General features: G+C 60.2%; 13 protein-coding genes. 1 reads left to right on the forward strand and 12 read right to left on the reverse strand.

What is annotated here, in order from left to right; translation table 11 throughout:
- Positions 1–2 precede the first annotated feature (2 nt).
- The 9 genes from DW171_RS04740 to purF form a co-directional block, all read right to left on the reverse strand.
- Entirely contained in the window at positions 3–734 is a 732-nt protein-coding gene (locus DW171_RS04740; protein WP_055251548.1) for an amino acid ABC transporter ATP-binding protein, read from the reverse strand.
- A 371-nt stretch (positions 735–1105) separates the two neighbouring features.
- Entirely contained in the window at positions 1106–1549 is a 444-nt protein-coding gene (locus tag DW171_RS04745; RefSeq protein WP_118270581.1) for a GatB/YqeY domain-containing protein, read from the reverse strand.
- 54 nt (positions 1550–1603) lie between these two features.
- Positions 1604–2824, reverse strand: coding sequence for a peptidylprolyl isomerase (locus DW171_RS04750; protein ID WP_118270582.1), 1221 nt, complete (start codon positions 2822–2824; stop codon positions 1604–1606).
- A 187-nt stretch (positions 2825–3011) separates the two neighbouring features.
- Positions 3012–3476, reverse strand: a complete 465-nt coding sequence (locus DW171_RS04755; protein WP_117634664.1) for a PTS sugar transporter subunit IIA — start codon at positions 3474–3476, stop codon at positions 3012–3014.
- 65 nt (positions 3477–3541) lie between these two features.
- Positions 3542–4009, reverse strand: coding sequence for a PIN domain-containing protein (locus DW171_RS04760; RefSeq protein ID WP_199408615.1), 468 nt, complete (start codon positions 4007–4009; stop codon positions 3542–3544).
- Positions 4006–4350: a type II toxin-antitoxin system RelB/DinJ family antitoxin gene (locus tag DW171_RS04765; protein WP_117629795.1), complete on the reverse strand. Its 345-nt coding sequence runs from the start codon at positions 4348–4350 to the stop codon at positions 4006–4008. The genes DW171_RS04760 and DW171_RS04765 overlap by 4 nt, the downstream gene beginning before the upstream one ends.
- Positions 4351–4501: 151 nt before the next feature.
- Positions 4502–5200, reverse strand: coding sequence for a phosphoribosylglycinamide formyltransferase (gene purN, locus DW171_RS04770; protein WP_118270583.1), 699 nt, complete (start codon positions 5198–5200; stop codon positions 4502–4504).
- Positions 5190–6293 (reverse strand): phosphoribosylformylglycinamidine cyclo-ligase, encoded by a 1104-nt coding sequence (gene purM, locus DW171_RS04775; protein ID WP_118270584.1) that lies wholly within the window; start codon positions 6291–6293, stop codon positions 5190–5192. Before purM ends, purN begins: the two co-directional genes overlap by 11 nt.
- Before the next feature lie 154 nt (positions 6294–6447).
- Positions 6448–8118: an amidophosphoribosyltransferase gene (gene purF, locus DW171_RS04780; RefSeq protein WP_118237272.1), complete on the reverse strand. Its 1671-nt coding sequence runs from the start codon at positions 8116–8118 to the stop codon at positions 6448–6450.
- Positions 8119–8404: 286 nt separating this feature from the next.
- Here purF and DW171_RS04785 point away from each other — a divergent pair, with 286 nt between their 5' ends.
- Positions 8405–9634, forward strand: a complete 1230-nt coding sequence (locus DW171_RS04785; RefSeq protein ID WP_118270585.1) for a putative ABC transporter permease — start codon at positions 8405–8407, stop codon at positions 9632–9634.
- 90 nt (positions 9635–9724) lie between these two features.
- On the opposite strand, the gene DW171_RS04790 is transcribed toward DW171_RS04785, so the two are convergent.
- From DW171_RS04790 to purE, 3 genes are all read right to left on the reverse strand, one after another.
- Positions 9725–10141 (reverse strand): molybdenum cofactor biosynthesis protein MoaE, encoded by a 417-nt coding sequence (locus DW171_RS04790; RefSeq protein WP_118270586.1) that lies wholly within the window; start codon positions 10139–10141, stop codon positions 9725–9727.
- A gap of 67 nt (positions 10142–10208) precedes the next feature.
- Entirely contained in the window at positions 10209–11207 is a 999-nt protein-coding gene (locus DW171_RS04795; RefSeq protein ID WP_117646156.1) for a class B sortase, read from the reverse strand.
- 35 nt (positions 11208–11242) lie between these two features.
- Positions 11243–11707 carry a 5-(carboxyamino)imidazole ribonucleotide mutase gene (purE, locus tag DW171_RS04800; RefSeq protein WP_117776632.1) on the reverse strand — a complete coding sequence of 155 codons (465 nt, stop codon included), beginning with the start codon at positions 11705–11707 and terminating at the stop codon, positions 11243–11245.
- Position 11708 lies beyond the last annotated feature (1 nt).

The following is an 11708-nucleotide window of genomic DNA, read 5'->3' on the forward strand; positions in this document are numbered from 1 at the left end:
GCCTAGTGCAGAATCTTGGACAGGAACTCGCGGCAGCGCGGGTTCTCGGGGTTATCGAAGAAGTGCTCGGGCGTGCCCTCCTCCAGAATGCGGCCGTCCTCCATAAAGATGACGCGGTCGGCCACCTGGCGCGCAAAGCCCATCTCGTGCGTCACGCAGATCATGGTGATGTCCTCCTGCGCGAGCTCAATCATAACGTCCAGGACTTCCTGGACCATCTCGGGGTCGAGCGCCGAGGTCGGCTCATCAAACAGGATGATGGGCTGCTTGGTGCACAGGGCACGGGCGATGGCGATGCGCTGCTGCTGACCGCCCGAGAGGTTCTGCGGATACTCGCCGGCCTTATGCGCCATGCCGACGCGCTTGAGCGCGGCGATGGCGATCTCGGTCGCCTCCTCCTTGCTCTTCTTTTGTAGCTTGATGGGCGCGAGCGTCAGGTTGCCCAGCACCGTCATGTTGGGATACAGGTTGAACTGCTGAAACACCATGGAACTATACTTGCGAGCCATCTCCAGGTGATTCTTTTTGGTAAGCGGCGTACCGTCGATGATGACCTCGCCCGACGTGGGCTCCTCCAGATAATCGACGCAACGGATGAGCGTCGACTTACCCGAGCCGGAAGGCCCGATCATTACGAGCTTCTCGCCGCGCTTGACGGTGAGGTTGATATCTTTGAGCACATGCAGGTCGCCAAAGTACTTGTTGAGATGCTTGATCTCGATCATGTCTGCCATGAATGTCCCTTCCCTGCGTTTACACGAGTTGAACTATTGTACGGAAAGAACCACGTTTCCGCAGCCCCCACTACATTCCCGTAAAGAACCCGCAATCTTCCACCCACTCATTAGGCACTCATTGGGGACAGACTTAAATGAGTACCCGGGAAGTGGGCACTCATTTAAGTCTGTCCCCAATGAGCGCCGAAAATAGTACAACCGCCCTTGTTGAGCATAAGTCAGCGAAACCCCGTACACGCGAGCAAGGTGACGTGAAATGAAAGGGCGCAGACCTTATGGTCGCGCCCTTGAAATTGAACGTCAGATTGCCGTGTGTACGGGTTTGCAGCATCGAGCCGTTACGCGGTTTGGTAAAACCGCGTAACAAATTACGCGAGTTTGGCTCCGACGATCTTGGCCGCGGCAGGCTTGTCGAAGTTGCCACCGGTGGCCTTGCCCAGAGCGCCCATGACCTGGCCCATCTGCTTCTTGGACGTGGCGCCCAGCTCGGCGATGACCTGCTCGATCAGAGCCTCGAGCTCCTCGCCCGAAACCTGCGCGGGCAGCAGGCTCTCCAGAATCTTGACCTGCTCGGTCAGGTTGTCGGTACGCTCCTGGTCGGTGCCGGCCTTGATGGACATCTCCAGCGTCTCGCTCGTCTGCTTGATCAGACGCTTGATCATGCTGTTGACGTCTTCCTCGGTCACATCGCGGCGCTCGTTGACCTCGATGTTCTTCACCTCGGCCTTAACCTGGCGAATGATGGACAGGCGAACCTTGTCCTTGGCCTTCATGGCGGCGATCATTTCCTGCTGCAGCTCTTCGTTGGTCATCTGCAAATCCTCCTCAATAGTGCGGGCGACACTCGCGCGAGCACCGCCCCATGATTACTCAGTCGTCGACGAATTGTCGGTCGAGCTCTTGGTGACACCCTTCAGGCTCACGTTGTAGGGTACGTCCTTGGGCATGGGGTTGACGGTGATGTCGGCGTCCTTCTTGTACTGCTCAAGCCACTCGCTATATGCAGTGCTGGCCGCCTGCGTCTTCACCACGTTGGAGACGTACTTCTTGATGGCCTTGGGTACCTGCTTGATATCATCGACCTGGCTATCGACATGGAAGTAGTCGGTGCACTTGATGATGTGGTAACCATAGGTCGACTCGATGACTTCGCTCACGTCGCCCTTGTTGAGCCCCTCGAGCGCCGTCTGGTAGCTGTCGACAAAGGTGGTGAGCTTATCCCAGCCCACATCGCCCTTCTTCTCCTTGGAACCGGTGTCCTCGGAGTACTGTTCAACGGCGTCCTCAAAGCTTAGCTCACCGGAGTTGATCTTGTCCAGGCACTCCTGTGCCTTGGCCTTGGCGGCGGCCTTGTCCTCGTCGGAAGCGTCGGAATCAACCTTGATCAGGATGTTCGACGAGCGACGGGCGTCGTTATAACTGGACAGGTTTGCGTTGGTGTAATCGACAATCTCACTGTCCTTGGGCTTGCTCGTGGGCGCGACGGCATCCTTAAGCTTTTGCTGTGCCAGGCTCTCCTTGAGCGAGTCCTTGTAGGTGTCCTCGGTATAGCCGTAGGTCTTGAGGGTCTTCTTAAAGGCCTTGGCACCGCCCGCGCTCTTGCACGCGTCCTTCCAAGCCTTCTCGACCTCCTCGTCCGACACCGTCACGCCGTTCTCTTTCTGTGCCTGTTGAAGCAGAATCTGCTGCGTGTAGGAGTCGATGAGTTGCTTGCGATACTTCTTGGGCGTGAGGTCGTTGTCGACCAGATACTGCGCCCAGTCCTTGTCCTTGGTGTAGCCGTAGGACGTGCGCATGCTCATGATCTGCTTGGTCACGGTGTCCTCGGTGAGATTGGTGCCGTTGATAGTAGCAGCAACACCGCCGGTCAGCTTGTAGCCCGAGGTGTCCTCGGCCTGCGACATAAGGCCAGAGCACGCCATGGCCGAGACAGAAAGCAGCATTGCTAGCACGCCAATAACCACCAGGACGATCTTGACGGTCTTGGACACGCGGGTCTTGCGCTGCTTCTTGCGAGAGCTGGAGGCGGCGCGAGCCTGCTGCTCGGGCGTCGGCTCGGGTGCGGGATTCTTTTTCTTATTTGCCATAGTTGGCCTTTCGCATAACGAATCGAACAAACGCCATTGTGTCACAACGCAGCCCCCGCGGCACGCTTGGTGCATTGGGGACAGGTTAATCTGCACCATTTTGGTGCAAAGGGGACAGCTCTGGCAGCCGTCAGTTAGGGACGTTCCTTTTCTGCCGACAGTTAGGGACAGTCCCCAAGTGCCGGCTTTAAAAGTGGCGGCGGATGGCGTCGACCATGCCTTGGGGCGTGGTCTGGCCGAGCACATCGGCTGCGACGTCCGCGTCCATAAAGATATTCATGAGCGCTTGCAGGGCCTCGACCTGGCCGCCCGGCTCGGCAATACCCAAATTGATGACGATCTGCGCCGGCACGGGGGCACCCATGCCGGCCATAGCATTGAACGTCACGGGCGCGGCGGGCTTTACCACCGCGATATAGGGCTTGGCCACAAACCCCGGGTCGGTGTGTGGGATGGCGATGTTGGCCGCCGGCATGGCAAGGCCCGTGGGATAGGCATCCTCGCGCGTGCGGACGGCGTCGAGCCAACCGGTGCAGATGTAGCCGCGTGGGGCAAGTTCGCCTTCGAGTCGCGCAAACACCTCGGCGGGCGTCGCACACTCCCAATCAAAAAACACCAGCTCAGGCGTAAACAGTGCTTCGTTATCCGCCATACCGTCCTCCAAAGTTGCATGAGGGCCACAATGCTCAATATGATAGCGAAACGGGGTATGCAAGGTTAGCCGAGGATCCCGATGAGCTCGAGTGCGCGCGCGGGCGTCAAGCATACCTCGGGCATCGTCTCCAACATGCGTCGGTCGCTCGTGACTACGTAGTCAACATCCGCCGTATCGCCCGAGGCGATAATGAGATTGTCCTCGAGGTCCGGCATGCGCTTGCCAAGCATGCGCGCCATCTCGCACTCCGCCATCGAAAGCGGGGAAGCCGTTGCCACCTGCATCATATGCTCGACGCATGCCCATGCAGCCGGACCGAACGAAGCGTTAATCCCATTCACATTCCGTCGAGCTAGACGCCGAGGCAAGATGTAGAACACGTCCTTTGCCGTCGTTGGCGCGTACAGAAGGTCGATCTTTCCCGCTTCGGCCAGTTCAACCAATCTTCTCACGTTGTCGAATGCGCCCTCTTGCAGGTAGTAATCAAGCCAAACATTCGTGTCCACCAAGAGCCGCTTTGCCTCGATCATCGGCAATTCGCCTCGATGTCGGCAATCATCGCGTCATACATATCATCTCGTACGGCATCCCAGTCTTCCGCAGATGATCCACCTGGCGCAAAATCCGAAGCGCTTAGCCCCAACGAGGAAAAAGCTAGGCCACACCCCTGCTCGGCCAGGCTCTCCGCACGGGGCGCCTCGCGCTTATCCGCCACCATAAATCCCGGCAACGTTTGATGCTCGACAAGATAGACCCAAAGCGCACGAATAGCATCGCTCGCCCCCAATCCATTGCGAGTTAGGACCGCGTCGCCACCAGCCTTGAGCATAGGATCGATTCGCGTGTTGAGCTGCACCGTTGCTGTACCCATAGCGGCTCCTCTCTATCTGCTAGCAGTATAGCAAACATGAAAGGCCACGCAAAAGGGCCCCGCCCGCACACGGACGAGGCCCTATCAGATTTCTTGGTTCTGATGAAGCTTTTACATCTCAAGGAAACCAAGGAGACCCTTTTTCAAGCGACTAGCGCGCCGGGTCAACTGCCACCTTGCCGTTCTCCAGCACGTGGATGCGACCGTCGGCGAGCATTTGCACGACCTCGGGATACAGCACGTGCTCAATCGCGTGGATGTGCTCCTCGAGCGTGTCGACATCCCAGCCCTCCTCAACAGCCAGTGTGCGCTGGGCGATGATGGGACCGTTGTCGTAGATCTCGTTGGCAAAATGCACGGTCACGCCAGTTACCTTGACGCCGCGCGCAAAGGCATCGTCAATCGCATGCGCACCGGTAAAGCTCGGCAGCAGCGCCGGATGCAAGTTGACCACGCGGTTGGGAAACGCCGCCAGCAGCGGCGTGTGCACCATGCGCATGTAGCCGGCCATGACCACATACTCGCAGCCGCGCTCGAGAAGCTCGTGCGCGATGATCTCGTCGGCGGCAATAGGGTCGGCGTAGACATCCTTGGACAGCGTGAGCGTCTGGATGCCCGCGCGCTCAGCGCGCTGCAGGCCCTTGGCCGAAGGACGGCTCGACACTACAAGCTCAATCGAGGCGTTGAGCTTGCCGGCGGCGATAAGGTCGATCAGCGCCTGCAGGTTGGTGCCCGAACCGCTGATAAGCACGCCGATCTTGAGCGGCTCGGCCGTATCGGTGCCGGTCGGACGGGTGTAGGGCACAAAGCCCAGGCCCTCGGCAGCAGCCATCTGCTCGCTAGCGCTCATCGGAGTACACGACCTTACCGGAACCCTCGACGCACTCGCCCACGCGGAACGGCTTCTCGCCCAGCGCGACCAGAGCCTCGGTCACGGCAGCCTCGTCCTCGGGGGCGACGATCAGGCACAGGCCGACGCCCATGTTGAAGGTCTTGCACGCCTCGTTGGGAGCGAGCTCGGCCTGACGCGACACGTAAGTAATGACGGGCGGAACATCCCAGCCCATCTCGGCGCCGCTGCGGGTGACCACGGCATCGACATCGTCGGCGAGCGCGCGGTTGAGGTTCTCGGTGATGCCGCCGCCGGTGATGTGGGCGATGGCGTGCACGTTAGCGCCACCGCGCAGCAGCTCCAGAATCGGCTTGACGTAGATGCGCGTAGGAGCCAGCAGAGCGTCGGCCAGCGAAGCACCGCCGAGCTCCTCGAGCGGACGGCTCAGTTCCTCGGCCTTAGCGGCGGCCTCGGGCGTACCCGGCTTGATGCCGTCGACACCGATGACCTTGCGCACGAGCGAGTAGCCGTTGGAGTGCACGCCAGTGGAGGGCAGGCCCAGGATCACGTCGCCGGGGCGAACGTTCGCGGGATCAAGCATCTTGGGACGGTCGACGACGCCCACGGTAAAGCCGGCGAGGTCGTAGTCGGCCGGAGCCATGACGCCCGGGTGCTCGGCCATCTCGCCGCCCACGAGCGCGCAGCCCGCGAGCTTGCAGCCGTCGGCCACGCCCTTGATGATCTTTGCCATGTGCTCGGCCTCAATGTGACCGATGGCAACGTAATCCAGGAAGAACAGCGGCTCGGCGCCCGAAGCCAAAATGTCATTGACGCACATGGCGACCAGGTCCTGGCCCACCGTCTCGTGACGGTCCATGATCTGGGCGAGCACGAGCTTGGTGCCCACGCCGTCGGTGCCGCTAATCAGGATCGGGTCTTCCATATCCTTAAGCGCGGCGGCCGAGAACAGGCCGCCAAAGCCACCGATGCCGCCGATGACCTCGGGGCGGTTGGTGTCCTTGACCATCTGCTTAATAGCGTCGACGGCGCGGCCGCCCTCGGCGGTATCGACGCCGGCGTCCTCGTACGTCACATGCTTGCTGTCGCTCATCTGAGTCTCCCTCTCCCACTACCGTCTGACGAGCAGGCGCCAAACGGTGCTCATAGTTGCCCCATTTCGGCGCGCGCCATAACAGCACGCGCCGTCATATCAACAAAACAGCAGGTAAAACCTACCAAAATAAACCTGTCCTAAATGGCAGGTTTTAGGCCTCACCGTGTTCCTCTTCCCAGCTGCGGTCGTCATATTTCTCGACCACGGCGTCGTCGTCAAAGTGTAGCGGCTTGTCCAGGTTGCGGGGCTTAAAGCCCTCCATGAATTTGTCGCGGCCAAAGCTCTCGGGAATCGCCACGGGATAGCGGCCGGTAAAGCACGCATCGCAGTAGCCGCCCTTGGGCATGACCTTCAGCAGGCCCTCGACCGAAAGGAAGGCCAGCGAATCGGCGCCAATGTACTCGCAGATCTCATCGACCGTCTTGTTGGCGCTGATGAGCTGCGACTGCACGTCGGTATCGATACCGTAGAAGCACGGCCAGATGACCTCGGGCGAGTTGATGCGGATATGAATCTCCTTGGCGCCGGCGTTGCGCAGCATCTTGACGAGCTGCACCATGGTGGTGCCGCGCACGATGGAGTCGTCGATGACGACCAGGCGCTTGCCCTCGATGTTGTCGCGCAGCGGGTTGAGCTTCATGCGCACGCCCATGGCGCGCAACTCCTGCGTAGGCTCGATAAACGTACGGCCCACGTAGCGGTTCTTGATAAGGCCCTCGCCAAAGGGAATACCGCTCTCGTGCGAATACCCCTCCGCAGGCGGCAGGCCGGAGTCGGGCACGCCGATGACCAGGTCGGCCTCGACAGGCTCCTCATGTGCCAGCTGACGACCCATGTCGTAACGGCAGGCATAGACGCTCTTGCCGTTCATGATGGAGTCGGGGCGGGCAAAGTAGACCTGCTCAAAGATGCAGTTGGCGGGCTCTTCGGCTGCAGGCACGCCCTGCTCGGATACCAGGCCCTCGGCGCTGATGCGCAAGATCTCGCCGGGACGGACGTCACGGACGTACTCGGCACCCACGATGTCGAGTGCGCAGGTCTCGGAAGCAACGACCCAGCCGCCGGCGCGCGTGACACGGACGGCGGAGTCGACCGTCGCGGCGCCGTCCTGCGACGGCAGCTGCGAAACGGCTGCGGCATCGGCCTGGTCCAGACCCTCGTCCACCAGCTTGCCCAGCACGAGCGGGCGAATGCCGTGTGGATCGCGGAATGCGTAGAGCGCCTGCTCGTTGATGAGCGTCATGGCGTAGCCGCCGCGCACGAGCTCCATGGTCTTGCGAATACCCTCGCGCAGGTGGCCCGTACGCTGGGTAAAGTAGCCGATAAGCTTGGTCGCGACCTCGGAATCCGAATTGGAGAGGAACGGCACGCCCAGCTCGATCAGCTGACGGCGCAGCTCGTCGGTGTTGACGAGGGTGCCGTTGTGCGCGAGCGCGATAATGACGCTATTGATGGTAGAGAGGTGCGGCTGAGAGGCTTCCCAGCTCTTGGCGCCGGCAGTGCCGTAGCGCACATGACCCACGGCCAGCTGGCCGGAGAGCGTCGACAGGTCGGCGTTGGAGAACACGCGGTCGAGCAGGCCCAGATCTTTGCGGACCATAACCGTGCCGCCGTCACCCACGGCGATTCCAGCCGATTCCTGGCCACGGTGCTGCAGCGCACGCAGGCCAAAGTACGTCAGTCGAGCCACGTCGCGATCGGGCGCCCATACGCCGAAAATGCCACATTCCTCATGCAGCTGGTCGGAGTCCGGATCATACGTCGACATGGTGTTCACCTGTCCCGCGGCACGCTCGGCCGCGCGGATGGTTTCTTGAGACATGGTATCCCCTCAGAGCCTCGTATTTTTGGCGTTACCCGCCTTATTATACGCACGGCGCGACGTGCTCCCCAGCGCATGAGCAGCGCTTTTTAAAAGCCCACCGAGCTAATAATCAGTTTTGTTGCCAAACATTTTATCGGTCTGTCCAGTGTAAGTGCCCGCGCCCCCAGATGGCCGCCGCGTCCGCCGTTGGGGATTACAAAGTTGCAATTGGGACGTTCGCCCTGTCTTTTGGCAGGTCGGCGGCGTATCCTTATAACCTACAACAAAGCGAGAAAGGTTCTGTATGGATCGAAACGAACTCGACCCCAGCGTCCCCAGCGCCACAGAGGTCAAGAAGATTCCCCTCATCATTAAGGTGTACGCCGTCCTGTGCATCCTTTCCGGCGTGGGCACGCTCCCGTCGGTCGCTGCCTTTATGTGGCAGGTCATCACGGCACTTGTTAACGGCAACGCCACCGAAAAGCTCGGCGACAACACGCTCGTCGCAGTCGGCCTTATCGTCGCCGGCATCATGCTCTCTGCGGCAAGTGCCGTCATCTTAATCATCTTTGGCCTGGACCTTATCAAAAACCAGCGCCGCAACGCCGCCCGCCTGTCCTACATCCTTATTGCATTCACCGTCGTCGAGCTTTTGGTCGACGTGATGCTCCAGGGCATCGGGCCCTTCCTGCTGCGTCCCGCGATCCAGCTCGGCATCCTTGTTGCACTTTCGGCAACCGTCGACCCCACGCTGCGTCAGGAGCGCGAACTGCAGCGCCGCCTGCAGGAGATGCTCGACCGCGACGCCGCCGCCGAGGGCATGCTCGGCCGCGATGAAACCGGCGAGGGCTACATCAAGCTCAACTACTTCAACCTGTTCTGGGTGTTCTTTGTCTGCTGCATACTCGGCCTGATCGCCGAGGACATCTGGCACATGACGGTCGGCGACCCGGGCGTCTATCAGAACCGCGCCGGCATGCTGTTTGGCCCCTTCAGCCCCATCTACGGATTTGGCGCCGTGCTCATGACCATGGTGCTTAACCGCTTCTACAAAAAGAACCCCATCATCATTTTCCTGGTGAGCGCCCTGCTCGGCGCCAGCTTTGAGGTGTTCGTGGGCTGGTTTATGCAGACCGCGTTTGGCGTGGTCTCGTGGAGCTACTCGCACATAACGCTGTTCGGTTTGCCCGATCCGCTCGTGGTCCTCACGGGCGGACGCACCTGCACGGGCTTCGCCTGCCTGTGGGGCCTGGGCGGCCTCATCTGGATCAAGCTGCTGCTGCCGAGGCTGCTTAAGCTTATCAACAAGATCCCCTGGAAGAGCCGCTACTCGGCCACCGTCATCTTTACCGTTATCATGCTGGTCGACGGCGTCATGACGCTGCAGTCGCTCGACTACTGGTACCAGCGCGTTAACGACACGGAGCCGGACATTCCCGTCGCACAGTTCTACGGAGAGCACTTCGATAACGAGTACATGGAAAACCGCTTCCAGAGCATGACCATGAGCCCCAAGGATGCGACGCGCGTGTAGCGCCCACCGCGCCCAAAACGCAAAATGCCCGCCGGTATCACACGTACCGGTGGGCATTTTTATAAACGATCCTTCTATCGACGCAAGCCTCTACGCCTCGCGCTCGACCTCACTCACGCATTCGTTCTTAATGGTGCCAACGAGCGCCTGCAGCGCATCGACCACGTGCGGGCGAATGTCCCCGCCGATGAGCACGAGCATGATGTCGTCACCTACGGCAAGCTCGCCGCTTGCCAGCCACACACGCACATAGCCGATACCCGGCATCGCACGCGTCGCCTCGATAGCAGCCTGCACCTTCTGAGCATCGAAGCCAAACACCATGCCGCCCACCTTATGCCCAGGCGCCACGCCATCGGCCTCGACTCCGCGCACCTCAGCCTTGGGCGTCGCGCGCACCACACCGTTATGCGTCAGATACATCCCACAGCCTGCCGCCGAAGCATCGGCCTTGGCCTCGCGCAGCCAAGCATCAATCGAAGGCATCAATTTGCCACTCTCGAGCATCATTTCTCCCTTACCGTCGTCGAGTAGCCAATTTGGGACGGGGCCTTTTTAGCTACTCTCGAACAACTTATTCCTCGACCGGCGTGAGCACCATGACGGCGCGTGTGTTGCTCAGCGACAGCGAACGACAGGTCACAAGCGTTACAACCTTAGTTGCCGAAGCGGCACGATCGGTGGCATCACTCGCCACGGCAGAAGCGCCGTCGAGCATCTCGGACAGGTAGTTCTTGAGTCCGTCGTCGCCCTCAAAATTGGTCGTGCGCGCCTTGGCATACGTGTCCTCGACCACCTTGGTCGCCAGCGGACGCAACTTATACGTCGCATCGCGCGTGATGTAGTACACATATTCAATGCTATCGAACGTTGCCTGGTCAGTCGTATCCGAAATCACGTTGAACATCGACCCATCGTTCATATGGTGGCCGTAGATCGTGGTCTGCTGGTCGACCATTCCCGGCGCGGTGTCATCGCTATCCAAGAAGATGGCACCCGAGGCGTTAGACGTGCCATCGAACAGCGTGTTGAGGTATTTGGAGTTGTTGTTGGTCTGCACCACGGGATAGTTGATGTTGGTTCCCGGCACGTAAATCCAACCCACAATCTCGGGGTTCGTCTGAGCAAGCGCATCAAAGTCGATAATCGGCACGCCGCTGGCGTCCTTATCGCTTACATATTGCTTCTCGATTTTCTGATACGAATCGCTCGCCTGCTTATAGCCAATCTGGGCATTAATAAAAATAGCGGCGGCGGCGACAATCAGACCGATACCGATGATGATGAGCAGAATGGGAATAATGGAGTGGCGCTTTTTGCGCGGCGGCTCGGTGCGATCCGACGGCGCGGCATGCGATGAAGACCGGGGCGGCTTCTTAGCGGAGCTATAAGACGAAGGACGATATGCGGCCGGCGCGTCCTGTCGACGATGCGTCGCCGGTGTCACGGGGCGCGGCGCGCGCGGCTGCTGAGGAGAGGATGTCCGACCCTGCTGTGCCGCACGGGCAGCACCCGGCTTCGACGGATCGGGAATCTGAGAAGCCTTGAATCGTTTTCCCTGATAATCGGACATGGCTCTCCTTATACTGCGGTGAAACGGCGGAACGCTTAGGCGTCAGCCATCTCCTGCTTCATCTTCTCGATAACCTTGCGGTACTCGGGGTCGCAAGCACCCAGAATCTGTGTGGCATAGATGGCGGCGTTCTTGGCACCGTTGATGGCAACGCAGGCCACGGGCACGCCCGAAGGCATCTGCACCATCGACAGCAGCGAATCCATACCGCCCAGGTCACTCGTCTTCATAGGCACGCCGATAACCGGCAGCGGCGTAAAGGCAGCCACGACACCACCCAAGTGAGCGGCCTTGCCGGCGGCGGCGATAATCACTTTGATACCGCGATCGGCGGCAGTCGAAGCCCAGTCGTGGACCTTCGCCGGCGTGCGGTGCGCGCTCGCAATGACGAGCTCATAGGGCACACCCAGTGCCTCGAGCTCGGCGGTGCAGCCTTCCATAACGCCCAGATCGGACTTGGAACCCATGATGATCCCGACAACCGGCTTCTGATCTGCCATA

Origin of the sequence: Collinsella sp. AM15-2 (genome assembly GCF_003471985.1) — a bacterium.
Taxonomy (GTDB): Bacteria; Actinomycetota; Coriobacteriia; order Coriobacteriales; family Coriobacteriaceae; genus Collinsella.

What these genes read in the sequence shown, in the direction of transcription:
- purF (WP_118237272.1), bottom strand. Translation starts at nt 8,118, where the DNA reads ATGTCTCAAGAAACCATCCGCGCGGCCGAGCGTGCCGCGGGACAGGTG.
- DW171_RS04750 (WP_118270582.1), bottom strand. Translation starts at nt 2,824, where the DNA reads ATGGCAAATAAGAAAAAGAATCCCGCACCCGAGCCGACGCCCGAGCAG.
- purE (WP_117776632.1), bottom strand. Translation starts at nt 11,707, where the DNA reads ATGGCAGATCAGAAGCCGGTTGTCGGGATCATCATGGGTTCCAAGTCC.
- purN (WP_118270583.1), bottom strand. Translation starts at nt 5,200, where the DNA reads ATGAGCGCTAGCGAGCAGATGGCTGCTGCCGAGGGCCTGGGCTTTGTG.
- DW171_RS04740 (WP_055251548.1), bottom strand. Translation starts at nt 734, where the DNA reads ATGGCAGACATGATCGAGATCAAGCATCTCAACAAGTACTTTGGCGAC.
- DW171_RS04755 (WP_117634664.1), bottom strand. Translation starts at nt 3,476, where the DNA reads ATGGCGGATAACGAAGCACTGTTTACGCCTGAGCTGGTGTTTTTTGAT.
- DW171_RS04760 (WP_199408615.1), bottom strand. Translation starts at nt 4,009, where the DNA reads ATGATCGAGGCAAAGCGGCTCTTGGTGGACACGAATGTTTGGCTTGAT.
- purM (WP_118270584.1), bottom strand. Translation starts at nt 6,293, where the DNA reads ATGAGCGACAGCAAGCATGTGACGTACGAGGACGCCGGCGTCGATACC.
- DW171_RS04790 (WP_118270586.1), bottom strand. Translation starts at nt 10,141, where the DNA reads ATGCTCGAGAGTGGCAAATTGATGCCTTCGATTGATGCTTGGCTGCGC.
- DW171_RS04765 (WP_117629795.1), bottom strand. Translation starts at nt 4,350, where the DNA reads ATGGGTACAGCAACGGTGCAGCTCAACACGCGAATCGATCCTATGCTC.
- DW171_RS04785 (WP_118270585.1), top strand. Translation starts at nt 8,405, where the DNA reads ATGGATCGAAACGAACTCGACCCCAGCGTCCCCAGCGCCACAGAGGTC.
- DW171_RS04745 (WP_118270581.1), bottom strand. Translation starts at nt 1,549, where the DNA reads ATGACCAACGAAGAGCTGCAGCAGGAAATGATCGCCGCCATGAAGGCC.
- DW171_RS04795 (WP_117646156.1), bottom strand. Translation starts at nt 11,207, where the DNA reads ATGTCCGATTATCAGGGAAAACGATTCAAGGCTTCTCAGATTCCCGAT.